21 protein-coding genes and 1 pseudogene are annotated in these 23801 nt (G+C 63.7%); 15 read left to right on the plus strand and 7 right to left on the minus strand.

Annotated elements, in window-relative coordinates; genetic code table 11:
- Positions 1–31: 31 nt before the first annotated feature.
- From BLV04_RS09595 to BLV04_RS09620, 5 genes are all read right to left on the minus strand, one after another.
- The gene (locus BLV04_RS09595) at positions 32–331 is read right to left on the minus strand and encodes a HigA family addiction module antitoxin (RefSeq protein WP_093030582.1); all 300 of its coding nucleotides are present in this window, start codon (positions 329–331) and stop codon (positions 32–34) included.
- A 480-nt stretch (positions 332–811) separates the two neighbouring features.
- Positions 812–1006 carry a hypothetical protein gene (locus BLV04_RS09605; protein ID WP_093030586.1) on the minus strand — a complete coding sequence of 65 codons (195 nt, stop codon included), beginning with the start codon at positions 1004–1006 and terminating at the stop codon, positions 812–814.
- A gap of 148 nt (positions 1007–1154) precedes the next feature.
- Positions 1155–1628: a universal stress protein gene (locus tag BLV04_RS09610; protein ID WP_093030589.1), complete on the minus strand. Its 474-nt coding sequence runs from the start codon at positions 1626–1628 to the stop codon at positions 1155–1157.
- Between the two features lie 108 nt (positions 1629–1736).
- Entirely contained in the window at positions 1737–3086 is a 1350-nt protein-coding gene (locus BLV04_RS09615) for an MFS transporter (RefSeq protein WP_093030592.1), read from the minus strand.
- A gap of 57 nt (positions 3087–3143) precedes the next feature.
- Positions 3144–3605, minus strand: a complete 462-nt coding sequence (locus tag BLV04_RS09620; RefSeq protein WP_093030595.1) for a hypothetical protein — start codon at positions 3603–3605, stop codon at positions 3144–3146.
- Between the two features lie 117 nt (positions 3606–3722).
- Here BLV04_RS09620 and BLV04_RS24890 point away from each other — a divergent pair, with 117 nt between their 5' ends.
- Positions 3723–3863, plus strand: a complete 141-nt coding sequence (locus BLV04_RS24890; RefSeq protein ID WP_175534565.1) for a hypothetical protein — start codon at positions 3723–3725, stop codon at positions 3861–3863.
- Between the two features lie 198 nt (positions 3864–4061).
- Here the strand turns inward: BLV04_RS24890 and BLV04_RS09625 are convergent, their stop codons facing one another.
- Complete coding sequence (locus BLV04_RS09625) at positions 4062–5075, minus strand: LysR family transcriptional regulator (protein ID WP_093030598.1); 1014 nt, start codon at positions 5073–5075, stop codon at positions 4062–4064.
- Between the two features lie 202 nt (positions 5076–5277).
- Here BLV04_RS09625 and BLV04_RS09630 point away from each other — a divergent pair, with 202 nt between their 5' ends.
- From BLV04_RS09630 to moaD, 9 genes and pseudogenes are all read left to right on the plus strand, one after another.
- Positions 5278–7080, plus strand: coding sequence for an assimilatory sulfite reductase (NADPH) flavoprotein subunit (locus BLV04_RS09630; RefSeq protein WP_175534566.1), 1803 nt, complete (start codon positions 5278–5280; stop codon positions 7078–7080).
- Positions 7077–8762, plus strand: a complete 1686-nt coding sequence (gene cysI, locus BLV04_RS09635) for an assimilatory sulfite reductase (NADPH) hemoprotein subunit (RefSeq protein ID WP_093030604.1) — start codon at positions 7077–7079, stop codon at positions 8760–8762. The genes BLV04_RS09630 and cysI overlap by 4 nt, the downstream gene beginning before the upstream one ends.
- Entirely contained in the window at positions 8755–9474 is a 720-nt protein-coding gene (locus BLV04_RS09640; protein ID WP_093030607.1) for a phosphoadenylyl-sulfate reductase, read from the plus strand. The genes cysI and BLV04_RS09640 overlap by 8 nt, the downstream gene beginning before the upstream one ends.
- Before the next feature lie 219 nt (positions 9475–9693).
- Positions 9694–10548 carry an iron-sulfur cluster assembly protein gene (locus tag BLV04_RS09645; protein WP_175534567.1) on the plus strand — a complete coding sequence of 285 codons (855 nt, stop codon included), beginning with the start codon at positions 9694–9696 and terminating at the stop codon, positions 10546–10548.
- A 496-nt stretch (positions 10549–11044) separates the two neighbouring features.
- On the plus strand, positions 11045–12466 hold the full coding sequence (locus tag BLV04_RS09650) for a sigma-54-dependent transcriptional regulator (protein WP_093030860.1): 1422 nt from the start codon (positions 11045–11047) through the stop codon (positions 12464–12466).
- Between the two features lie 140 nt (positions 12467–12606).
- A pseudogene (locus BLV04_RS25620) lies at positions 12607–13362 on the plus strand (sensor histidine kinase); the annotation flags it as partial.
- Positions 13363–13527: 165 nt separating this feature from the next.
- Positions 13528–14058 (plus strand): molybdenum cofactor biosynthesis protein B, encoded by a 531-nt coding sequence (moaB, locus tag BLV04_RS25625; protein WP_245731828.1) that lies wholly within the window; start codon positions 13528–13530, stop codon positions 14056–14058.
- A gap of 2 nt (positions 14059–14060) precedes the next feature.
- Entirely contained in the window at positions 14061–15311 is a 1251-nt protein-coding gene (locus tag BLV04_RS09660; protein ID WP_093030616.1) for a molybdopterin molybdotransferase MoeA, read from the plus strand.
- A 35-nt stretch (positions 15312–15346) separates the two neighbouring features.
- Positions 15347–15601, plus strand: a complete 255-nt coding sequence (gene moaD / locus BLV04_RS09665) for a molybdopterin converting factor subunit 1 (RefSeq protein ID WP_093030620.1) — start codon at positions 15347–15349, stop codon at positions 15599–15601.
- Between the two features lie 187 nt (positions 15602–15788).
- Here moaD and moaA read toward each other — a convergent pair whose 3' ends face one another.
- A complete protein-coding gene (gene moaA / locus BLV04_RS09670) occupies positions 15789–16826 on the minus strand; it encodes a GTP 3',8-cyclase MoaA (protein ID WP_245731820.1) in 1038 nt (345 codons plus the stop codon).
- A gap of 605 nt (positions 16827–17431) precedes the next feature.
- Here moaA and BLV04_RS09675 point away from each other — a divergent pair.
- Genes BLV04_RS09675 through BLV04_RS09690 form a run of 5 tightly spaced genes read left to right on the plus strand, consistent with a single transcriptional unit; the run spans position 17432 to position 23585 of the window.
- A complete protein-coding gene (locus BLV04_RS09675; protein ID WP_093030866.1) occupies positions 17432–19111 on the plus strand; it encodes an NADH-quinone oxidoreductase subunit 5 family protein in 1680 nt (559 codons plus the stop codon).
- A gap of 1 nt (position 19112) precedes the next feature.
- Entirely contained in the window at positions 19113–19922 is an 810-nt protein-coding gene (locus BLV04_RS24380) for a hypothetical protein (RefSeq protein WP_139191897.1), read from the plus strand.
- A gap of 29 nt (positions 19923–19951) precedes the next feature.
- Positions 19952–20461, plus strand: a complete 510-nt coding sequence (locus tag BLV04_RS24385; protein WP_245731822.1) for a putative inorganic carbon transporter subunit DabA — start codon at positions 19952–19954, stop codon at positions 20459–20461.
- Positions 20458–23259 (plus strand): DUF2309 domain-containing protein, encoded by a 2802-nt coding sequence (locus BLV04_RS09685; RefSeq protein WP_175534568.1) that lies wholly within the window; start codon positions 20458–20460, stop codon positions 23257–23259. The genes BLV04_RS24385 and BLV04_RS09685 overlap by 4 nt, the downstream gene beginning before the upstream one ends.
- A complete protein-coding gene (locus BLV04_RS09690) occupies positions 23256–23585 on the plus strand; it encodes a P-II family nitrogen regulator (protein ID WP_093030626.1) in 330 nt (109 codons plus the stop codon). Before BLV04_RS09685 ends, BLV04_RS09690 begins: the two co-directional genes overlap by 4 nt.
- Positions 23586–23801: the final 216 nt, after the last annotated feature.

A 23801-nucleotide genomic window follows, 5' to 3' on the forward strand; every position in this document is an offset into this window, starting at 1 on the left:
TTGAAGGAGCAGACATTCATGCAAGCCCTGTCTACTTCACGGCGAGCCGCGCGATTGCCGGTCGTGGCTTTTGCCGTGCTTGCCAGACGTCGTAGGCCAGTTGCTGGCTCAACCAGTACTCCGCGCGATCACCTTGCTTGGTGCCGAGCCATGCTTCGAGACGCAGTGCCATATCGGGAGAGATGGCAGCACACCCGTTGAGCACTCGCGACAGGACCGCGCGGGTGACGCCGAGCGGCCGAGCGGCCTCGGTGACGGTGAGGTCGAGCGCAGGGAGCACATCATCCCGCAGCGTCTCTCCGGGGTGTGGACGGTTGTCCGTGTCGCTCATGATACTTGCCTTGTGGTCATCCCGCTGATCGACGAGGATCGCGTCTTCCCTTTCGAATGCGGTTGCGATGGCTCACCGATGAAGACCCTTCCTCCCCTAACCCTTTTCGTTGTCGCGCTCGCGCTGTCCGCCTGCGCGACCAACCGTCCGGGTCCCATTGCGAGCGCCGAAACGCCGTCGGACGGACCCACGGTCTACGGACAGCTTTCGGTCTCGTTGGATCACGCCTCGACGCGGTGAGGGTGCTTCAAAGCTCGCCCCACGCCGGATAGATCAACCAGGTAATTCGCGGTGTTGCGACGCGGAAGCGGCAGTGGCGGGTATATGCCTCGAAGACGGTGATCTTGTCGGCCAGTCCCTCCGGCATGCCGATATCGCACCAGCGACGGCGTTGCTCCCATTCGTTCGGACCGCGGATTAGCGGCGATCCCCGGACGGCTCTCGGGGGTCGAGAGATGTCGCCATGTCGAGCGATCCCCCTCAACGGCCGGTCGCGCCGGTTGCCCCGACATCGCGGGTCTTGTGCGCGTCGGTCGCGCCCGTCGCCGCGGCCTTGCGCGCCTCGTACTCCCGTTTCATCCGGCGAAGCAGCCACAGCTCCCGGAGCAGGAAGCCCATGATGGCGCCCGCGGTCAGGAGCGCCTTGCTGAGCATGAGGGTTCCGGTACTGATCATGGCGGGGTCATCCGAATTGGAGGCAGTGACGGGAACTCCGGTCAGTGCCGATTCGGGCAGCTGCCGCCATCCCGAGATGCCTGACGCTCCGGCCGACTTCAAGGGGCGCCTGCCGATGAGACGCCCCCTGCCCGACACCGCCGCCAGCCTAGGCGCTCGATGGCTCGCGCTCGCCGTAGCTATAGACCAGCACGGGAATCGTGGAATGAGTGAGCGTGCGCAGGGTCTCGCTCCCGAGGATCTTCGCCCTGATCCCTTTGCGGCCATGGGACGCCATGAAGATCAGATCGGCGCCGGATTGGGTCGCGGCATCGACGATGGCCTCGTAAGGGCTGTTGCTCGAGGTCGAGAGCAGGTCGCACGGCACGCCCGCCTCCCCGCAGAGGCCCTCGACAAAGCCGAGGTTCTTTTGAACCTCTTTCTCGATCTGCTCGTCGATCTGCTCCAACGAGCTCGATGCCGCCTTTTTGTCTTCTCCGTAGAAGTAGGCCGCGGCAATGTTCGGCTTGGCATGATAGGCCGTGATACGGGCGCCGATGTGCTTGGCGAAGGTCACCGCCTGCCGTGCGGTCTCCTCCGAGAGCTCGGAACCGTCGGTCGGAACAAGGATGTTCTTGAACATAGTGATTCCTTGGGTTTGGCTGAAGACTGGGCACCGCGGCCCGCCGGCGTGAACGCATTTTCAAAAAAAGACTCCGGGATCCTACCCGGAGCAACCGACGTTCTGAACCTAGACCCGGGAGATCGACAGCGGCGATCCGCTGCGCTCGTAGAAGTACCAGATCATGAAGAGCATGATGAAATAGGCGCAGATGAAGATCATGAATCCGCCGATGACGCCGGCCTCCGCAAAGACCCGGGGAATGATGAAGGCGCCGAGCGAGCCGATGGCACCGGCGATCCCGATACACCCGCCGGCCAAGCGACGCGCCTTCACCAGCCGCACCGGATCGACTTTACCGGTCTCGGGATCGGTTGCTGCCGCTCGGAAGACGGCCGGGATCATGCGGTAGGTGGTTCCGTTGCCGAAGCCGGCGGCAAAGAAGAGCAAGAGGAAGAGCCCGAAAAAGAGCGGGAACGAGGGCGTGCCCATATTCAGCACCATGATGACCCCGCCACAGCCGATGCACATGATGAAGAACGCCAGCATCGACATGCGAGCGCCGCCGAATCGATCCGACATCCAACCGCCGACCGGCCGTATCAAAGCGCCGACGAGCGCACCCATGAAGACGTAGTTACCCGTCACCTCCGGAAACTCCGAACGCATCAGCGTTGCGAAGCTGTTGGCGTAGCCGATGAATGAGCCGAACGTCCCGACATACAGCCAGGCAATGATCCAGGTATTCTTGTCGGCCGCGGCGAGGAGCAATGCCTTCGAATCCGATTGGGACTCGCTCAGATTGTCCATGAACAGATAAGCGCCCAATGCGGCGATGAGGCAAAGCGGTATGAACATCAAACCGGCGCGATCGAGCGAGAGCCCGGCGGCCGTGATGATGACGATCGGGATGGTGAATTGAACCCAGGCCGTACCGAGGTTTCCACCGGAGGCGTTCAGTCCCAGTGCGGCACCCTTCTGGCGCTCCGGATAGAAGAAGGAGATATTCACCATCGAGGACGTGAAGTTGCCTGCTCCCAGACCGGCCGTCGTCGCGATGATCAGCATCAGCCAGAACGGCGTATCCGGATTGGTGACCGCCCAAGCGAGTCCGGATGCGGGGATCATCAGCAACAGGGCCGACGTAATGGTCCAGTTGCGACCGCCGAACCGCGGAACCGTAAAGGTATAGGAAAAACGCATCAGCGCGCCGAAGAGGCCCGGCATGGCGATCAGCCAAAACCGCTCGTCCGCGTTGTAGGCAAATCCGGCGTCCGGCAGGCGCGGGACCACCATGCCCCAAACGGCCAACATGGCAAAGCCGAGGAACTCCGCGAACATGGACCACGCCAGGTTGCGCCGCGCGATCTTCTTGCCGGCGCCCTCCCATTGCGCCGCGTTCTCCGGATTCCAGCCGTCGATCCAACGCCCTCGCCCAAACCTGAGCTTGGGACCGTCTGCTTGAGCGATTGCAGTCATCTGCGTGTCCTCATGGGTTGAATGTTCCGAGATAGGCGTCGGGTCGATACGGCGGCATCAGCGAGACGGCGCCGATTCGGACCTCAACGCATAGGTATCGTTGAAGGCTTGCGGCAGCTCCTCGATCTCGACCTTGAGCTCGGTGAGCATGCGCTCGGCGACAGCCAACTGTTCTTGCAGCTCCTCGACCTCGGACCGGTATTCCTGCTCGCGGGCCCTGCGGTCGGCGATCTCCGCACGCAATACAACCGCCTCTTCCTTTGCTTTCGTGATGGATGCAATGAGCCGAGCACCGGTTGCCCTCAGATGCGGCGCTGCCTGCGTCGGCTCATAGAGACGAAGGACATAGTCCTTGCCGCTCGCCGTGGTTTGAGTGACGGGTTGGCGCAACAGCAGGGTGTCCACCAGAAAATAAGCAGACAGGAGGCAGGCGAGGGTCGTACCCGCCATCAAGGTGCCGAGCGAAGGGCGTGGAGGCGATGCAACAGCGGAATGAGATCCGGCATAGGAGTCGGGCATGGATCGTTCCTCGATTGATGGCAGCATGTGAAGGATTCCCGGGGATCCGAGAGAGGGATATCGGCGCCGTCATCCGATGACATCATCCGGCTCAAGCCAAGGGTCATGGATTCGGCAATGAATACATTGCAATGCACGCGCCAAGCCGGAGCGAATGTCTATTCAGCACAGTGGATGAACGCGGGGGACGCAGCCGAGCGGCTGAATCGCCGAGGCAACGAAGAGCCCATGACGCCCGCAAATCAACAGGTACTGTGAGTGATCTCGGTCTGAAATCGGGACATCCGCGATCGCGGACCGGCATGTCGGCGCCCATGTCGGCACCTGGCCCAGCCCCGGTCGGCGGGATCAGGCGGGGGCGGAACGGGGTCGACGCCGTCGGACGCACCGCCTGACTAGGACAAAAAGACCCGTTGGTCGGGTCGGTGCCGGACACAATGTCGCAGCCGAGCTTGGTTAGAGCGCGACCGGGATCGACCGACGGACCGGTCGCCGCGAATCCCCCCCGTTGTCGGCGGGTAACTCGGGGATCGGCCCTCCGGCGAACAGGTTGTGGCCGCTTTCCGACCGCCCTGCCCCGCCCGCAGTCTCCCCTTTGAAGATATCGACAAAGTGTTGATGGTAGCGACGCAGGTACTTGTCGCGCGCGTAGGCGATCTTGGTGACTTCCCAGGGAAAGAGATCGGCGAGATCGCGAATCCCGAGGTCGGCGTCTTCATCCGGCTGATAGGCCAGCGCGGCGATGATCCCGACACCGAGTCCCTCGCGGACATAGGTCTTGATGACGTCCGTGTCCGCGGCGCTCAAGACTACTTTCGGATGCAATCCGACCTTCGCAAAGGCGTCGCTGAAGCCGCCGCGCCCTGTAAATCCGAAGACATAGGTGATGATCGGGTGCTCGCAGAGCGTCGCCAGTGTCATCGGCTGCACGTCGAGCACCGGATGCGACTGCGGCGCGATCAGGCAGCGGTTCCAGCGATAACAGGGGACGGTCTGGAGCGCGATCTCGTCGCCGAGGGCCTCGGTGCAGATCGCCAGATCCACCAGGTCGCGCAGGGCCATATCGACCAGTTGACCGGGCGTGCCTTGGTGGATCTGAAGCTCCACCGCGGGATACGCCGCGGCGAAGCGTCGGATCACCGGCGGCAGCACATAGCGGGCCTGGGTATGGGTGGCGCCCAGACGCAGCACGCCGCGATCCTCCTCCAGGTGATCGCGACCCACCGCGAGGATATTGCCGGTCTGGCGCAACGCCTCGCAGGCGTGCCGAAAGACCTGCTCGCCCACCTCGGTCAACCCCACCAGACGCTTGCCGTGGCGCACGAACAGCCGCGTGCCCAGCTCCGCCTCGAGCTGCTTGAGATGCTGGGTCACGGCCGACTGCACCAGGTGCAGACGTTCGGCCGTTCGGCTCACGTTGAAGCGAACCTCCACCAGGGTCACCAGGGAACGGAGTTGGCGTAGTTCCATATCATTCCTCGTGATAACGACACATGAATGATCATTTCCAAGCGCCCGGGACGCCTGCCTAGACTGCGTGCTCATGGGGCTTGCCACACCCGGCGAGTCAGCCCGACGTGTCAAGACACGAGCCGAGCCGCGCCGAGTCGAAACCGGCCGAATCAAGCCGAACCTCGATAAAAGCACGACATATGCCAGGGGATTCCGATCGATGGCCCTTTCACAATTACATGCTTTGACCAGTCCGGTCGACGATCAGCAGCTTCGCGCCCTGCAGGTGGCGTTGAAGGGGATGTCGTCCACGCAGATCGCCTGGGTCAGCGGCTATCTTGCGGGCATCGGGAGCAGCAGTCTGCCCGCGCCCGCCGAGCCGAAGGCGGTCGAGACCATCACCATCCTTTACGGCTCGCAGACCGGAAATGCGAAAGCAGTGGCCGAGCAGCTCGGATCGCAGGCGATCGGCCAGGGGATGGACGCTCGGGTCGTCTCCATGGGCGATTTTAGTCCGCGCAAGCTGACGAAGGAGCGATGGGTCCTCCTGGTCGTGAGCACGCACGGCGAGGGCGAGCCGCCGGAGAACGCCTATGCACTGCATAGCTTCATCCAGGATCAAGGCGCGGCGCGGCTGGAGCAGCTGCGTTACGCCGTCCTGGGCCTGGGCGACTCGAGCTACGAGCACTTCTGCCGGACCGCGGTGGACTTCGATCGCCGGCTCGCGGAGCTCGGCGCACAGCGCATCTTGCCCCTGCAATGCTGCGATCTGGATTACCGAGGGGACACCGAGCGCTGGTCGACGGATGCCTTGGATCGGCTGAGCGCGCTCGCGCCGCGAAAACCCAGCAATGTCGTGGCGATGCCGGGTCTGCGTTCCCATCAAGAGCAGGGCCGGAACCAGGCCCGCCCGTACGACAAGGACAACCCCTACCCCGCAACCCTGCTGGAGAACCGCCGGATCACGACGCCGGACGCCGTCGCGGACGTCCGTCATCTGGCCCTTGCGATCGATCCCGGCGCCCTGCACTACCGGCCCGGCGATGCACTCGGCGTCTGGATCAAGAACGATCCGGCGCTGGCCGATGCCATCTTGACCCGGGTCGGGCTCGACGGCGAGACCCGAATCCACTTGGGCGACGAGGAGCTGGATCTGCGCGGTGCCTTGATCGAGCGGCTCGAGCTGACTCAGCTGCATCCGACGACGGTCCGCGCCTGGACCGAGCGGGCGGACGCTCCGGAGCTGACGGCACTGGCGAGCAACACCGCCGGGCTGCGTGCCTATGCGGGCGAGCGTCAGCTCATCGATCTGATTTCGGAGCATCCTGCCCCCATCGATGCGCCCGCCCTGGTCGCGCTGCTGCGCCCGCTCCAGCCGAGGCTCTATTCGATCGCATCCAGCCAATCCGAATACGAGGACGAGGTTCATCTCACGGTCTCGGTGGTGCGCTATCAGGCGCATGGCCGGGATCATCTGGGCGCGGCCTCCGGGTTCCTCGGCGAACGGCTCGGGCGCGACGAGTCGGTCCGCGTCTACCTGGCCGAGAACGACGCCTTTCGTCTGCCGGACGATGGGGACACACCGCTGATCATGATCGGCGCCGGGACGGGTGTCGCGCCCTATCGTGCCTTCCTGCAACAGCGCGCCGCCAACGGCGACCGGGGCCGCAACTGGCTGATCTTCGGCAACCGCCATTTCCACCGCGATTTTCTTTATCAGCTCGACTGGCAGGCACAGCGCAAGGCCGGGCGGCTGGATCGGGTCAGCCTCGCCTTTTCGCGCGACGGTGCGCAAAAGCTCTACGTGCAGCAGCGCCTGCGCGAAGAAGGCCGGGAGATCCTGCGCTGGCTCGACGCGGGGGCGCATCTCTACGTGTGCGGTGCAACCGCCATGGGACAGGCCGTCGATCGCGCCCTCGTAGACATCTTCACCACCGAGGCCGAGCTCGACCCCGACGCCGCGCAAGCCTCCGTCGACACCCTGCGCCGCGAGGCGCGCTATCACCGAGACCTCTACGCATGAGCGCACCCCTCCACGAAAACGAGCGGATCAAGGCCCGCAGCAACTATCTGCGCGGTACGCTCGCCGAGAGCCTGGCCGACGCGCTGACCGGCGCGATCAGCCCGGACGACACCCAGATCAGCAAGTTTCACGGCTTCTACCAACAGGACCATCGCGACCGCCGCCAAGAGCGACGCGAGCAGTATCTCGAGCCCTATTTCGGCTTCATGCTGCGCGCACGCCTGCCGGGCGGCGTCTGCACCCCGGCCCAATGGCTGGCGATCGACGGGATCGGCCGCGAGCTGGCCGGCGGCAGTCTGCGCCTGACCACCCGGCAGAGCTTCCAGTATCACGGCATCCTCAAGCGCGACATCACCTCGGTGATCCGCGGGATCAACCGCGTCATGATCGACTCGATCGGCGGATGCGGCGATGTGAACCGCAACGTGCTCTGCAACCCCAACCCGGTCGAGTCGGCCCTGCATCGGGAGGTCTACGAGTGGGCGAAGCGGATCAGCGAGCACCTGCTGCCGCAGACCCGCGCCTATCACGAGATCTGGCTGGACGGCGAGCAGGTCGGCGGCGGCGAGGATGTGGAGCCCATCTACGGCCCGACCTATCTGCCGCGCAAGTTCAAGACCGCCGTGGCGGTGCCGCCGCACAACGATGTCGACGTCTATGCCAACGACCTGGGCTTCGTCGCCATTGCCGACGGCGGACGCCTGATCGGCTTCAACGTCTCGGCCGGCGGCGGGATGGGCGCCACCCACGGGGACACCGCGACCTTCCCGAGACTCGCCGACGTCCTCGGCTTCGTCGAGCCGGACCAGACACTGGCGGTCACCGAGGCCGTGGTCACCACCCAACGCGACTTCGGCGATCGCCTCAACCGTAGTCAGGCCCGGCTCAAATACACCATCGAACGCATGGGGCTCGAGACCTTTCGGGCCGAGGTCGAGCGACGTGCCGGGATCCGCTTCGCACCCGCACGGGTGGTCCGCTTCACCGACCAAGGGGACCGCTACGGCTGGGTCAAGGGTCAGGACGACCTGTGGCACCTGACGCTTTATATCGAGAGCGGACGCCTGATCGACGGACCGGGACACAGCCCCATGGCGGGTCTACGCGAGATCGCCCGGATCCATCAAGGTGACTTCCGGATCACGCCGAACCAAAACCTGATCGTCGCCCGCGTGCCCGAGGCCCGCAAGGCACAGATCGACACCTTGGCGCGCGAACATGGCCTCCTTGCCGAAAGACACTCGCCGCTCCGTCTCAACGGCATCTCCTGCGTCGCGCTGCCGACCTGCCCCTTGGCGATGGCAGAGGCCGAGCGCTATTACCCTGACTTTCTGGCACAGGTGGAGCGCCTGACGGAGAAGCACGGCATCGCGGACCAAGAGATCGTCACCCGGATCACCGGCTGCCCCAACGGCTGCGCCCGCCCCTATCTCGCCGAGCTGGCACTCGTCGGCAAGGGACCGGGTCGCTACAACCTGATGCTCGGCGGCGACGGGATCGGCACGCGGCTGAACCGACTCTACCGCGAGAACCTCGACGAGACCGCCATCCTGGCCGAGATCGACACCCTGCTTGGACGCTATGCCGAGGGTCGCAACCCCGGCGAGCGCTTCGGCGACTATCTGATCCGCGACGGGATCGTCCGTCCGGTCGTGAATCCTGCGGAGGACTTCCATGCCTAAGCCCGATCTCGACGCCCTCCTCCACGGCGATCAAGCCGCGCTGCACGCGGCCAACCGCCGGCTGGAGTCCCTGTCCGCCGAGGACCGCGTGCGCTGGGCCTTGGAGCATCTGCCGCAGCAGCCAGTGCTCTCCTCCAGCTTCGGGACCCAATCGGCCGTGATGCTGCATCTGGTCAGCCGCCTGATGCCGGATATCCCGGTCATTCTGGTCGACACCGGCTATCTCTTTCCCGAGACCTATCGCCTCGTCGACGAGCTCACCGATCGGCTCGGGTTGAACCTCCAGGTCTATCGCCCGTCGCTCTCCCCCGCCTGGCAGGAGGCGCGGCTCGGGCGCCTGTGGGAGCAGGGAGCCGACGGCATCGAGCGCTACAACCGGCTCAACAAGGTCGAGCCGATGGAGCGCGCACTCCGCGAGCTGGGCGCCGGCACCTGGTTTGCCGGGCTGCGTCGTCAGCAGGCCAGCTCACGCGCCGAGCTGCCGGTGCTGCGGCTTCAGGACGGACGCCTCAAGGTCCACCCGATCGTCGACTGGCACAGCCTCGACGTGCACCGTTATCTACGCCGTCATGATCTCCCCGACCATCCGCTGCAGGATCAAGGCTACGTCTCCATCGGGGACGTCCACACGACGGCGCCTTTGCTGCCGGGGATGCTGGAGGAAGAGACGCGATTCTTCGGTCTAAAACGCGAGTGCGGGCTGCATCGGTAGGAAACTCGGCAAGTCGGAGGCCACTGATCGGACCCTGAAATGGATTTGGCAAGCAGATTGCTGGGTTTTTCGGAGTCCAAGGCCGAGGCATTGGACGAGACCAGGTCTCCGTCGAGCCCTGATAAAAAGATACGGCGACGCCGTCGCGACCGACCGAGATCCCAACCCGGTCGTTCGCCGAGACACGTCGTCGCCCCGAAAACCCCGAGGAGGAATGAAATGGCGCCGATAAAACCCGAAGAGGTGAAGGAGCTTCTGCGGCAAATCCGCTTTCCCGGTCGGTCACGCGATGTCGTGTCGCTCGGCTTCGTCAAGAGCATTGCGCTCCAGGGCACGAACATCGAGGTGGAATTTACGCCGGACTCGATCAACGCCGAGAAGGTCACGGCGATGGAAAACGAGACCCGTGCATTGCTGCAGGGACTCGGGTTCGAGACCATCGAGATCCATACCGAGCCACCTTACGACGACGACTCCATGCTGCTCGGCGGCGCCTCGATGAATCCGCTGCAGGTCGATCTGAAGGAGTATGGCCTGGACCCCATCCCCGACCCGAGCCACGGCGGAGCGCCCCACCTCAAAGACCTCCTGGCCGGCGGCGAGGACAAGGAACGCAAACCGCCACCGACGACGCCGCCCACCTCCGAGATCCCCGACGCCTTCGACCCGCCCATCGTCGACGGCCCCCAAGGCAACGCCGATCCGACCTACAACGGACCCGTGCCGGTCTTTCAATGGCAGATCAACCCGGAGGATCCCGATGCACAGGACCGCCAAGGCAAGGTCAAGCTTAGCATCGGCAGTTGGAACTATGTCGTACTCTGGTCGATTCACGCCGAGGAAGACCTGGTCTATGCCTCCGTCCACGCCCGGCATTGGATCTATTACGACGGCAAGGCCCGACCGAATCCCGCCGGGCGCACCGAGGGGGTGAACCTCGTCTACGATCGCAGACGCGGAGGTGTCGTGGCCATCTACGGAACCGTGAAGGATTTTCGCCCCTTCGTCGAGGCCTTCCGGCGGGCCTACAGCGGTGAAGCGAGCGAGCCCGAGCTCGCGCTGGACGCGGCCTAGTCCGTCTACGGAGGCGGGAAAACCCCGCCTCCGCCTCATCCCCCTGCGAATCTCAGCACCCATCTCCGCCAAGAGCCCCGCCCGAGACCCTTCCTCGACACGACTCCCCATTTCGGCAATACACGATCTATTCGCGTTTAATAAACTGCTTAAACAATGATTGCATCGGGTGAGGTATCGGCATTCCCGATATCAAAAACCGATAAATTTCGTTTGTATCCACATAAGCTCAGCAGATATCCTTTTACGCAATATTGACGGGTTCGGCTTTGTATTGCGTGATATCGACAGAGGCCATTGCCGAACCTTCTGCCGCATGACCCTGAATCCGGCGATCCGGTTGAAGATCGGCGGTTAAAGCAGACTACAAGACTATTGTCGATACAGCGACTTGATCGGGTCGGGATCCAGCCCGCCGATCGTGACACAGTACAATAAAGAGTCGGCGGATCGCCCGAGTCCATCGGACACGACCGACGAACCCGAGGACACCACCATGTCGATTTCCTTTGCGGATCGAAGCGCTGTCGGGATCGAAGACGTCCCGGCCGCCCCGAATGCGGTCGAGGCGATCCTGGTTCTGGACGACGAGCCCGGCATGCGGACCTTCATCGAGCGCACGCTTGCATCGAAGTTCGCCCGCGTCGAGACCGCCGCCGATGCCGACGAGGCACGGGCTTTGGCCAAGAATACCCGCTTCGACCTCATGATTGCGGACATTCGCCTTCCCGGCGCGGTCAGCGGGCTCGAGCTTGCCCGCGAGCTCCGGGATCGCTATCAGGTCGATCTGGATGTGATCTTCATCACCGGCTATTTGGACGTCTACGACGAGATCGATGCACTGCGCGACACCTCCGCGGACGTTCTTCGCAAGCCCTTTCACGCCGAGCAGCTGCTCGCGGTCATCAAGCGCGCGCAGGAGCGTCGACGGGTGGCCCGGGAGCAGTTTCTACTGCACCGAGAATGCGAGCAACGACCCTCCGCGAAACGCATCGTCGGCGAGAGCGCCTCGTTGAAGGACATCTGGCGCACCATTCACCGCATCGCCCCCATGCCCTCGACGGTGCTGATCAAGGGCGAGACCGGCACGGGCAAAGAGCTGGTGGCCCGGGCACTCCACGATCTGAGCGGTCGGCGCGGAAGCTACGTGCCGGTCAACTGCGGGGCCATCTCGGCGGATCTGATCGAAGGCGAGCTCTTCGGACATCTCAAAGGCGCCTTCACCGGGGCGCACCAGGCACGCAACGGTCTCTTCAGTCACGCCGACGGCGGGACGCTCTTCCTGGACGAGATCGGCGAGATGCCGCTCGCCTTGCAGGCGAAGCTCCTGCGGGTGTTGGAGGAGCGACGTTATCGCCCGGTGGGCGGCAGCCAGGAGATCCCGGTCAATGCACGCGTGATCACGGCGACCAATCGCGATCTGGCCGCGGAGGTCCTCGCCGGCCGCTTCCGCAAGGATCTCTACTACCGCATCAACGTCGTCGATCTGAAGCTGCCGCCGTTGCGCGAGCGCAAGGGCGACATCGAGCACCTCGCCCGTTATTTTCTCAATGTCTTGTCCGCGGAGTTGGGGGTTCCGACGCCCGAACTCACGGCCTGGGATCTGCAACAGCTCACCCGCTATGATTGGCCGGGCAACTGCCGGGAGTTGCGCAACGTCATCGAGCGATCCTTGCTGCTCGGAAACCCCGTGGCGCAATATGTCTGCGAATCGACGGTGCAAAACGCGGAGGAGTCCGCAACCGGCTCACCCGCCTCGTCGCTGGAGGCCGTGCAACGCTCGCACATCATGAACGCCCTTGCCGTCGCGGGCGGCAACAAAACGGTCGCGGCGCGCGCCTTGGGTGTATCGAGAAAAACGGTCGAACGCAAGTTGAAGGAGTGGTCGGATGACGGATCCGTGGACATGCCGCACTGAGTCTGCCGGCGCGTTATCGGCCATCGGGTCCGACGTGAACGAGCGATCCTGTGCCTTTGGATCGCGATCGGGAACGCCGGCGTTCGGGCCGGCTGCGGATTGGTTGCGAGACCACCGAGTCGAAGATCGACGCAAACGAGATGGATGAAACAGGCGGCGCAGTCGAGATCCGACAGATCGATCAGGATCTCGAGAACGTCCTCGCACTGCTGCGAGAGGCGCGCTATAAGCAATGGGTTCAAAACGAGAAACTTGCCGCAGTCGGCGAGTTGATCGCGGGTGTTGCACACGAGATCAACAACCCGCTTGCGGTGATGCTCGGCTACGTGAACCTGGTGACGCATGAGCTGGGGCCGACGGTCTGGTCGGTGCGCATGGAGGTCGATCTCATCGTTCAGCAGATCGAGCGCATTCGCAAAATCATCGACAGCCTGCTCTATATCGCCCGGCCGATGGACGATGTCGAGCTCCTCTCGCCGGAGGCGACGGCGACGCTGATCCAGGACTCGCTCGGTTTAGTGCTCGACCAGGCGCCGGGCAGCAGGCTCAAGGTCTGTCTCGATCTGCAGGCGACCTGCCCCGTGCGGATCGGCCGTCAAGACCTTCAGCAGGTCATCGTCAACCTCCTGGTCAATGCCGTCCATGCCGTCGAGGCCACCGGCGGTCTGATCGAAGTGGGCTCGAGGGACTGGGAAGGGCGCGGCATCCTGATCAGCGTCAGAGATACCGGGCCGGGCGTTCCGGCGCATCTGATCGAAAAGATCTTCAGGCCCTTCTTCACGACCAAGGGCGCAGGCAAAGGCACGGGGCTCGGCCTCTCGGTCAGCACCGGGCTGATCCGACGCTACGGCGGCGCCCTGAGCCTTCAGGAGACCTCCGAGGCAGGAACGGAATTTCACATCCGTGTGCTTGCAGAGCCGGTCTTCGACGATGAAGACACCTGGCTTGCGCAAACACTGGTCTCGAGCCTGGAATCGCGACCGCGGCCGGCATCCGAATACAATGCAAGGCGACGGGATTCAGAGCCACAATCGCGGCACGCCGCAGCACAGGACGACGCCATGCCGAAACATTTCAAAGACCAAGACTTTCTGCCCCTACAGATCGCCGTCCTGACCGTCTCGGATACGCGTACCGAGGAGAACGACACCTCGGGGCGATGTCTGGTGGAGCGCGCCGAGGCGGCCGGACATCGGGTGATGGCCAAACGGATCGTCCCGGACGACATCTACCGGATGCGCGCGGCCTTCTCCGAATGGATCGCCGACCCCGAGATCCAGGTCATCCTGAGCACCGGCGGCACCGGCGTCACCGGACGGGACAGCACGCCGGAGGCCGTGGCCCCGTTGCTCGACAAGCCGCTCGAGGGTTTCGGCGAGCTGTTCCGGAGCTTTTCGCTCGAAGAGATCGGCACCTCCACCCTCCAGTCACGCGCGCTCGGCGGACTGGCAAACGGGACCTTCATCTTCTGCCTGCCGGGATCCAGCGGGGCTTGCCGCACCGCCTGGGATCGCATCCTGCTGGCGCAGCTGGACAGCCGCACGCAACCGTGCAACTTCGCGCAGCTCATTCCGCGTTTGCTGGAGCGTTGAGCATGACGACCGATCCTTGCGGCTGCGACGCGCCCGGGCGCACGGCGCTGACCAAAGAGCATGCACTCGAACGTCTGCTCGCGCGTGTCGAGCCCGTCGGCGGGACCGAAACCGTCTCGATCGCCGAAGGACTTGGCCGCGTCCTGGCCGAACCGGTCAAGAGCACGATCGACGTCCCCGCCTGGGACAACAGCGCGATGGACGGCTACGCGATCCGTCATGCGGATCTGGCGGCCGCCGGCGGGCGCCTGCGCGTGGCTCAGCGCATCCCCGCCGGCTCGACCGGGAGCGCATTGGAGCCCGGTACCGCGGCACGCATCTTCACGGGTGCCCCGGTCCCGGAAGGCTGCGATACCGTGGTTGTCCAGGAGATTTGCGAGGCCTCGGGAGACTGGGTTCAAGTCCCGCTCGACTGCCGGACCGACGCGAACATCCGCCGTCTCGGCGAGGACATCCGAGCCGGCGCCGAGGTGATCGCCGCGGGCACCCGTCTCGCGCCGCAGCATCTGGGGCTGGCCGCCTCGGTCGGCGCCGCACGGATCCGCGTGCGTCGGCGCCTGCGCGTCGCGGTCTTCTCCAGCGGCGACGAGCTGGTGATGCCGTGCGAGGCGCTCGGTCCCGGACAGATCTACAACTCCAACCGCTTCATGCTCTTCGGCTTGCTCGAGCAGCTCGGCTGCGAGCTGGTGGATCTTGGCATCGTGGAGGACAGCCTGGCGGCCACCGAGGAGGCGTTGCTGCGCGGCGCGGCGCAGGCCGATCTGATCGTCGGCAGCGGCGGCGTCTCGGTCGGCGAGGAGGATCACATCAAAACCGCGCTCGAACGCGTCGGCACGCTCGAGCTCTGGACCATCGCGATCCGCCCCGGCAAGCCGCTGGCCTTCGGTCGGATCGGCACGACACCCTTCATCGGCAATCCGGGTAACCCGGTCTCGCTGTTCGTGACCTTTTGTCTCTTCGGCATCCCGGTGATCAGGCGCCAACAGGGTATCGCCGGGGATCTGCGCCCCTTGAGTCTCAGGATCCGTGCGGGTTTCGACTGGCCACGTCCCGACAAACGTCGGGAGTTTCACCGGGCGCGTATTCAAATCGGAGAAGACGGCGCGCAGGAGCTGACGGTGTTCCCCAGCCGCTCGTCCGCCGTGCTCTCCTCCGTCGCTTGGGCGGACGGTCTAGTGGAGATTCCCGAGAAGCAGGTCATCCACAAAGGCGACCTTGTGGACTTCATCCCGTTCCGCGGTCTCTTCGGCTGAACCGCGTTCGGCGGCATAGAGTAGCGGATAGAAATATGATCGATATCCTGTATTTCGCTCGGCTCAGAGAGAGTCTTGGACTGGCGCGGGAGCAATTGGAGGTCTCGCAAAACATCGACTCCATCGCGGATCTACTCGCGCATCTGCGTATTCGCGGCGAGCCCTGGTCAACGACATTGGCCGAAGGCGAATCCGTCCTGGCCGCAGTAAACCAAGAGATTGCCCGGCCGGACACGCTAATCAAAGACGGCGACGAGATCGCACTCTTCCCGCCGGTGACCGGCGGATAGAGCACGCAGACCGTTCATGAGAACCAGTATAGGTTGGGCAAAGCGCAGCGTGCCCAACGGTTTCCCGTGATGTCGGCGCGGGTTGGGCACGCTGCGCTTTGCTCAGCCTACGGCTCTTCACTCTTCCGGCTCCGCGGTCACGCATGCCCCGTGGCGCCGTGTGCCGCGATGGCTGGGGTGACGGACTTCACCCTCCCGTCATATTCATATGACGAAAGATGATCGGCTTGGCTTGTAGATCGAAGTCATGCCCACGGGGCTTGATATCCATCGCCGCGATGATGGCTTTCTTGACCCGCTCGTCCTCGGTGGGATTTCCGCGCAGCGCACGGCGCAGATCCACCGAGTGTTCCTGACCCAAACAGAGCAGCAGACGCCCCTCCGCGGTCACCCGCACACGATTGCAGTCGCCGCAGAAGTTGTGGCTATGCGGCGAGATGAAGCCGACGCGCGTCTCTTCGCCGGCGACGCGATAGTATTTGGACGGTCCGCCGGTCACCTCGATGGTCGGCAGGAGCTGGAAATGGGCTTCGAGATCCTGTCGAATGGCATCGCTCGAATAATAGGCCTCGGCCCGGTCGTGATCGCCGATCACACCCAATGGCATCTCCTCGATGAAGCTGATGTCGATGCCGCGATCGATGGCGAAGCGCACCAGATCGCCGACCTCGTCGTGATTGCGGTTTTTCAGCACCACCGTATTCAACTTGATCTTCCGGAAGCCGACGCGCAGGGCCGCATCGAGTCCGCCGAGCGTCTTCTCGATCTCGCCGACGCGGGTGATCTTGCGAAAGCGTTCCGGATCCAGGGTATCCAGGCTGATATTGATGCGGGTGACTCCGGCATCCTTCAGTGCCTGCGCATAACGCCCGAGCTGGGTCGCGTTGGTCGTGAGCGTCAGATCACGCAGGGTGCCGAGCTGACCTAATTGCTCGAACAACCAGATCACGTTCGGGCGCACCAGCGGCTCGCCGCCCGTGATCCTCAACTTGGTCACACCCAACTCGCTGAAACATCGGCCGAGTCGTGCCGTCTCTTCCAATGTCAAAAGCTGGCTTCGCGGCAGAAAGGTCATCTTCTCCGACATGCAATAGACGCAGCGCAGATCGCATCGATCCGTCACGGAGAGACGCACATAGGTGATCCGGCGGCCGAACCGATCGATCAAACCGGGCTCTTGCTCGACTATCCGGTCTTCGGATTGAAAGGCGGTTTCTAGGTTCACGCGCTGTCCTTTTTTCGATTGAGGCTTCCGATTGAGGAACGCTCGTCGACTCCGAGCGGCGTGCGGGTCGTTGCGCCGATGCGCATACGACGTCGCTTCGTCTTTGCACTTAATATGCCGCCTTCATGTGCGCCGTCCCGCGCAGTGACCCGCCACCGGACCGGGACAATGTGTCTCGACCGACACCGCGCAATGGGCCGTTTTGTCCCGAGCCTCATGGCGCCGAGCCGCACTCGACCGCATCACAAAAGAGGTAGACCGCGGACTGTTTCGGCGATTCACGCGGTCTTTCCGACGGAGACCCGAACAGCGCGTCGAGCCCGAAATCACTTGTCGTCCTCAGTGGAATCTCAGGGCCGCTCGGCCGACCGATCGAATCATCCCTACGAACTTCACGACGTCACGCCGCCGCGGCCCCCCCCCGGTCAGGCACGATAACTGCTGTCGATCTCGCAGATGAAAAGGTTACTGCAAACGCGGATTCACGCCATGAGCACGCCGGTACACCCGGCGGCCGAGACGATGATCGGCAGCGCAACAGCCGAGCGTCACGCGAGCGATCGGACGACCCACGATCGATCGAGCCTGAGGACCAAAACGAAGTGATTGCCTACGCCGCCTATCTGCTCCCGATCCTGGGATTGGTCTCGGCCTGTGTCGTCTTGGTTTCGGCCGAGCGACTGGGCGAGCGGGTCTCGGGGATCAGCGTCGGCTTCAGCCTGGCGATCTTCGTCCTGGCGCTTGGGTTGTTCATCGAGCAGGTCGCCTTGGGACACGGCCAGCTCGCGACCCTCGGCATCAGCCTCTTCTCGCTGTATGTCGACTCGCTCTCGGCCTTGATGGCGCTGGCCGTGAGCACGATCAGTCTGATCGTCCATCTCTATTCCAGACGCTATATGCGGGATGACCCCGCCTATACACGCTTTTTCGTGTTGTTGGACGCGATCAACGCCATGATCATGCTGATGGTCTTGGCCGGCGATCTGCTGACCTTGCTGCTCGCCTGGCATTCCATCGGCATCATTCTCTATTTTCTACTCAACCACGATACCCGCCGCGAAGCGGCGAACCGCTACGCCTTCTGGACACTCATCACGCATCGCATCGGCGACCTTCCATTGATGGCGGCGGCGGCTCTGCTCTATTACAGCTACGGCACCCTGAGCATTCCCGTCATCTTCGATGCAATCGCAGCCGATCCCTCACGGACCAGCGTCTTCGGGCTCCCCATCACCGAGACCGTCGGCATGCTGGTCTTGCTTGCGGCCTTTGCCAAATCGGCTCAGTTCCCTTTCCACACCTGGCTTCCCTACACGATGGAAGGCCCGACACCGGTGTCGGCCTTGATGCACGCCGGCATCGTCAACTCGGGTGGTTTCTTGATCAATCGCTTTGCCCCGGTCTTCGTACAGACCGATTCGGTGTTGCAGATCGCCCTGCTGATCGGGCTCGTGACGGCCATCATGGGCTCTGTCATGATGCTGATGCAGAGCGACATCAAGAAGGCGCTCGGCTATTCCACCATGGGCCAGATGGGCTATATGGTCATGGAATGCGGCCTGGGTGCCTTCTCGCTGGCGATCTTTCATCTGATTGCCCATGGGGTCTTCAAGGCGACCTTGTTCCTGGATTCCGGCAGTTTGATCGCGCGCGCCCGCAAGGATCCGAATCTGCCGGAGGGCGAGATCTATAAGTTCATGGTCGAGCGCAAGGCGCCCAAACCGCCCCTGTCGTGGGTCGTCTTTGCCGGGATCACCATTGCTGTTCCGCTGGCCATCGTGGTCGCAGCCCATCAGGTCGTCGACGAGGGCTTCCTCAGTCACCAAGGGGCCATCATTCTCTTGCTCTTCGGTTGGATCACGGGTGCTCAAACCCTGTTCTTCGTCTACAAGATCGGCGGAGAGCAGCCCTTCAAGCTGCTGGGTTATGTCATCCTGTCCTTTGCGTTGGTCATCCTGACCTATGTCCTGGTCGGACATACGATCGACACCCTGCTCTACCCGGACCCGGCCTTCCGCGAGGCGCTGTACCGTGCCGCATCGCTGCCGGCGCCGCTATTCACCCTCTTGATGCTCGTTCTGGTCACCCTGATCGCGGCGGGTTGGTTGCTGGTGTTCTGGTCGACCGCCCGGCAGGAGCCGCTCACGCGTCGCTACCGTGACCTCTATTTGGCGATCTACGCCTTGATGTCACGCGAATTCTATATCGCAGACCTCTACGGACGTCTGGCCGGGTCGATGCTGGCGCGCTCGCGCCGGCTCAATGCGCTGATGCGGTGGGTCTGAGATGACGCTGGCGCTGCTTCTCCTCGCCGGGCTCTTCCTGCCGCTCTATCCCCTGAGCATCCTGCCCAATGCGCTGTTGCAGGGGCAGTTGAGCGCCGAGCTCGGCAAAGGATCCGAATGGCGTCGCGCTCCCGCCTTCAAGATGACGCTGCTGTTGGTTTTCCCGATGATTGGGGTGGGCTTGGCCACGCTGGCGATGCGCGTCGGCGCCCCGGATGCGCGACTGCTGACCCTCTTCGGCGTCTGGGGCGGCATCACCTCCGTGCTCTACGCCTTTCGGCTCCTGAGCGCGAAGGACGGGGAGATTTGGATCTCGCACCTCTTCACCTCGGCGCTCGCGCTCATCTGGATCGGGATCGCCTACGGGGTGGATCCGCTGCTCCCCGCAATCGGACTCTCGGTCTCGCTGTTGCCCCTGGTCTTCCTGCTGGAGCAGTTGACCCAGCGCTTCGGAATCGCGCGCAGCGGACTCTATCCGGGGCTCTGTTGCCGCATGCCCTGGTTCTCGCACCTCTTCGTGCTCGCCGTGCTGACGGCCATCGCCGTGCCCTTTTCGCCGTCCTTTTTTGCCGTCGCCGCGCTTGCGTTCGGCGGGGTCGCCGCCGACGAGGTCGTGGTCTTGCTGCCCATCTGTCTGTCTTGGCTGCTCTGGACCTGGGCCGGTGTCAACCTGCTCACGGGGATCGTCTGGGGCATCCCGCGGGACGATCTGGTCTATCGCGACCTGGATCCGCAACGAGCCATCGGGGTCGGGGGCGGCATGGTCGTGCTGGGGCTCTTCGGAATCCTACTCGTGGAGGTCGCACTGTGAGGAGAACGAACGACGACACCGAGGCATCGATGAATCCATCGATGCCGTTGCCGACCGGGCACCCGACCGGGCACCCGACAGGGCACCCGACAGGGCACACGGGCGGGCTGGCCTTGGGCCATGCGCTCAAGATCCGCTCCATGGTCACGGTCGCCGGCGAATTCCTGCCCTTCATGTGGCCGATGCGCAACTTCATTCATCACAATCCGTTGAACGGGTTCGAGCATCTTCCGTTCGAGGAGGCGGTCGAGCAGGCCACCCGGCTCTTCCACGCACGCGGCTATCTGCGCAGAACCGACTATCAAGCGCTGATGCGGGACGGCCGGATCGATCCCGACATCATCGAGGACCTGGTCTCGGAGTTTCTGCAGGAATGGGCACCCCGTCATGGCACCTCGGAGGACGACGCAGAAGGGCTGGATCTGAAACGCATCCTGGTCACGCTCATGACCCGGATGGATCAGCCGAGCGTGGGCAACGCCTACCCGAGCGCGGATGCGATCCTGGCCCGGCTTCGCCCGTCGGCGGATCAGCCATGAAGATGCTCGACAAGGCCCTGATCGGGGTTCGGTGGACGCTTTACGATCTCGTCGACCGACTCTACGGCACCCGGATCAACGCGACCCTGAACGAGCTGCAGATCAAGGGCTGCATGGATTTTCTGGACGAAGGGCAATCGGTCTGGCGTATGCCCGGCCGGCGGCAAGGGATGTTCCGCGCCTGGAGCCATATCGCCAAACGCAACAGTCGTCTGCGTCTGCACGGGCTCGATGTCGGCGGGATCCTCGCGCAGGCGGATCAACCGGAGGCGGCGATCGATCTGGTCATGACACGCCTGCAGATCCCCGAGCGACTCTGGATGGATTATTTCGCCCTCGAGCTCTCCAAGCTCCATGGCTGGGCCGGCTTCGTGCGTTGGCGTGCACAGGCGAAGGACTACTACTGGCAGGACCGCAATCCGGCGGACCTGGTCGATTTCATCGCCATTCGACTCGTCCTCTCCCTACCCTTGATCGAAGAGGCCGCCAAGCAACACCAGCGTGACTTCAGCTACCCGGCCTGGGTCCGGTGCCTGGAGGAACGCCCGCACGAATGCCTGTTGCGCCATGAGCTGCATTCGGGCGCCATCCTCCCCGACTATGCCCACCGGGTGGAGGTCGCGCTCGACAGCAGCGACGCCGGCCGAATCAAGACACTCTCTCAGGACTACGCGCGCGAGAAGACCGCACGCGAGGCGGCCACGCGTGCGCTGCGCCTGCAGGAGCTCTGCGAGCGTGCCGGCATCCCGCGCGCCGAGCTGGCCGGGAAGCGTTCCGGTGCGCTGCGCCAGATGATCGACGCGGTCTACGCTTTCCGGTCGCACGAAGGCTTCGTCTGGACGCAGGCGCTGGAACGCACCTACATCCGCGCCCTGCTCGCCAAGCTGGCAAAGCATCGCGGAGCGACGGCGGATCCATCGGCGGCGGATCCATCGGCGCGGGCCGTCCCGACCGAGCCGCGCCGCGACGGCTCCGACATCCAAGCGCTCTTCTGCATCGATGTGCGTTCCGAGCGACTGCGGCGCCAGCTCGAGCAGCTCGGTCATTACGAGACCTTCGGTGTGGCCGGCTTCTTCGGGGTTCCCGTGAACTTCATCGAGCTCGGCAAGGGCCACGAGGCCGCGCTCTGTCCGGCCATCGTCACGCCGAACAATGTCGCGCTGGAGATGCCCCACCGGCATGCCGGACACGGGCATGAGGGGCATTCGCTGTTTCACCTTGCCACCGAGGTCGTGCACGACCTCAAGAGTACCGTCCTCGCGCCCTATATCACGGTCGAGGCGGTCGGACTGCTGTTCGGCTTCGACATGGTCGGCAAGACCCTGGCGCCTGCCGCCTACAACACCTGGCGCAGGACGCTCGACAACGGCAAACAGCCGACACGACTGATGATCGACAAGATCTCCAGGGACGACGCACTCGATCTCATCGCGACGCTTCAGGACGAGATGGTCGTCCGCGCGGTCGATCGGCATTTCGGGGTTAAACGCGAGGCCATCACGACCGGCATGATCCGCGAGCTGCGCGAGATCGCGCTCGGTCAGGCCCATGCACCGAGCGACTTCGCCCGCCGCTTCGACCTCGATGCCGCCGCCGAGACCCTATTCCTGACCAGTCTGCGTCTGGAATACGGCCTGAATCCCGATCAGGCCAAGATTCAGCTCGAGCATCTGGCGCGGATCGGGTTTCGCATCGAACGTCAGGCCCTGTTGGTCGGCAACCTGCTCAAGACGATCGGCTTGGTCGAGGGCTTCGCGAAGATCGTCCTGGTGGTCGGACACGGAAGCAGCTCGCAAAACAACCCGTACGAGTCGGCATTGGACTGCGGGGCCTGCGGCGGCGACCGGGGGCTGGTGAATGCCCGCATCTTCGCGGCGATGGCGAATCGGCGCGAGGTGCGCGATCGGCTCGCCGAACGGGGTATCCGCATCCCGGAGGAGACCTGGTTCATCCCTGCCCTGCACGACACGACCACCGACGAGACCTCACTCTACGACATCGACCAACTGCCGCCCGGCCGGCTGACTCAGCTCACCCGCATCCAGGAGGATCTGGCCGCCGCCGGCCGACTCTGCGCGCGGGAACGCTGCGTCGACATGGGGGAGACCGGGGTAGATTCTTCCGAAGCGGCCGCGCGTCGGGTCAAGCGCCACGCCATGGATTGGACCCAGGTGCGCCCGGAATGGGGTCTATCGAAGAACGCCTCCTTCATCATCGGCAGCCGCGCCCTCACGCGCGCCCTCGATCTCGAGGGTCGCGCCTTCCTGCATTCCTACGACCACCGCCAGGACCCCTCGGGCGAGTTGCTTGTCGGCATCCTCTCCGGCCCTCTGATTGTCGCCCAATGGATCAACATGGAGCACTACTTCTCGGCGGTCGACAACGAGGTCTTCGGCAGCGGCAGCAAGATCTACCACAACGTGGTCGGCCGCTTCGGCGTGATGACGGGCAACGTCGGCGATCTGCGCACCGGCCTTCCGGCACAGACCGTGCTGAAGGGCGACCGACCCTACCATCAGCCGATGCGCTTGATCACCCTGATCGAGGCGCCGCTGTCCAGCGTCCGGGACGCTTTGGCCAGGGTCTACAAGGTCCGCAATCTCGTTGAAAACGATTGGGTGCGCCTCTTGGTCCTGGATCCCGTGACCGATTGCGTCTCGCTCTTCGAGCATGGCCGCTGGAGCGCACAGTCCTGGCCACCCGGAGCAGACCGCAGGACGAAGGCGCAGAGACCCGTCGGCGCTAAACCGGCTCGGAGACCTCGAAAACGCGTCGCAACCCTGGAGACATCGCCATGAACGCACTCACGGTCGCCGCGATGAAAAAGCTCGAGATCATCGTGGAAGGCGAGCAACAAGGCTTCGTGGTCGATCTGCTCGATCGCGCCGGTGCCAGCGGCTATACGATCCTCCATAACCTGTCCGGAAAAGGCACCCACGGCGTCCACAAGGGACATCTGATGTTCAATGACGACTCGGTGCTCGTCATGATCATGACTGCCGTTCCCGAGGATCTCGTCGGTCCGATCCTGGAGGGTTTGACGCCCTTCTTCAATAAGCACATGGGTGTCGTGCTCACCTCCGATATCCAGGTCAGCCGAATGGTAAAGATGCAGACCGATTGAGACGCCGAGCATGTGTATCCGGCCTAGACGACCCCTTTTCTGCGTGTCCTCCCTGTCTCGATTCAAGCGAGACGTTTGATAGCCCGGCGCCCGCCGGGCTTTTTTTGCTGATCAGTGATCCGAAATACGGCAGCCGAGGGATCGGTTCGAAGAGCGCATTGCGTTGGGTCGGAAATCCGAGAAAAAGCATGATCGAATTCGATACCTACCATCGCG

Source organism: Thiocapsa roseopersicina (genome assembly GCF_900106925.1).
Classification (GTDB): domain Bacteria; phylum Pseudomonadota; class Gammaproteobacteria; order Chromatiales; family Chromatiaceae; genus Thiocapsa; species Thiocapsa roseopersicina.

Excerpts from the sequence above, each read along its gene's own strand:
- BLV04_RS24380 (WP_139191897.1), top strand. The coding sequence starts at position 19,113 with ATGACGCTGGCGCTGCTTCTCCTCGCCGGGCTCTTCCTGCCGCTCTAT.
- cysI (WP_093030604.1), top strand. The coding sequence starts at position 7,077 with ATGAGCGCACCCCTCCACGAAAACGAGCGGATCAAGGCCCGCAGCAAC.
- BLV04_RS09650 (WP_093030860.1), top strand. The coding sequence starts at position 11,045 with ATGTCGATTTCCTTTGCGGATCGAAGCGCTGTCGGGATCGAAGACGTC.
- BLV04_RS24890 (WP_175534565.1), top strand. The coding sequence starts at position 3,723 with ATGAATACATTGCAATGCACGCGCCAAGCCGGAGCGAATGTCTATTCA.
- BLV04_RS09645 (WP_175534567.1), top strand. The coding sequence starts at position 9,694 with ATGGCGCCGATAAAACCCGAAGAGGTGAAGGAGCTTCTGCGGCAAATC.
- BLV04_RS09640 (WP_093030607.1), top strand. The coding sequence starts at position 8,755 with ATGCCTAAGCCCGATCTCGACGCCCTCCTCCACGGCGATCAAGCCGCG.
- BLV04_RS09615 (WP_093030592.1), bottom strand. The coding sequence starts at position 3,086 with ATGACTGCAATCGCTCAAGCAGACGGTCCCAAGCTCAGGTTTGGGCGA.
- BLV04_RS09610 (WP_093030589.1), bottom strand. The coding sequence starts at position 1,628 with ATGTTCAAGAACATCCTTGTTCCGACCGACGGTTCCGAGCTCTCGGAG.
- BLV04_RS09620 (WP_093030595.1), bottom strand. The coding sequence starts at position 3,605 with ATGCCCGACTCCTATGCCGGATCTCATTCCGCTGTTGCATCGCCTCCA.
- BLV04_RS09660 (WP_093030616.1), top strand. The coding sequence starts at position 14,061 with ATGACGACCGATCCTTGCGGCTGCGACGCGCCCGGGCGCACGGCGCTG.
- BLV04_RS09685 (WP_175534568.1), top strand. The coding sequence starts at position 20,458 with ATGAAGATGCTCGACAAGGCCCTGATCGGGGTTCGGTGGACGCTTTAC.
- BLV04_RS09605 (WP_093030586.1), bottom strand. The coding sequence starts at position 1,006 with ATGATCAGTACCGGAACCCTCATGCTCAGCAAGGCGCTCCTGACCGCG.
- BLV04_RS09595 (WP_093030582.1), bottom strand. The coding sequence starts at position 331 with ATGAGCGACACGGACAACCGTCCACACCCCGGAGAGACGCTGCGGGAT.
- BLV04_RS09690 (WP_093030626.1), top strand. The coding sequence starts at position 23,256 with ATGAACGCACTCACGGTCGCCGCGATGAAAAAGCTCGAGATCATCGTG.
- BLV04_RS24385 (WP_245731822.1), top strand. The coding sequence starts at position 19,952 with ATGAATCCATCGATGCCGTTGCCGACCGGGCACCCGACCGGGCACCCG.
- moaD (WP_093030620.1), top strand. The coding sequence starts at position 15,347 with ATGATCGATATCCTGTATTTCGCTCGGCTCAGAGAGAGTCTTGGACTG.
- moaB (WP_245731828.1), top strand. The coding sequence starts at position 13,528 with ATGCCGAAACATTTCAAAGACCAAGACTTTCTGCCCCTACAGATCGCC.
- BLV04_RS09630 (WP_175534566.1), top strand. The coding sequence starts at position 5,278 with ATGGCCCTTTCACAATTACATGCTTTGACCAGTCCGGTCGACGATCAG.
- BLV04_RS09625 (WP_093030598.1), bottom strand. The coding sequence starts at position 5,075 with ATGGAACTACGCCAACTCCGTTCCCTGGTGACCCTGGTGGAGGTTCGC.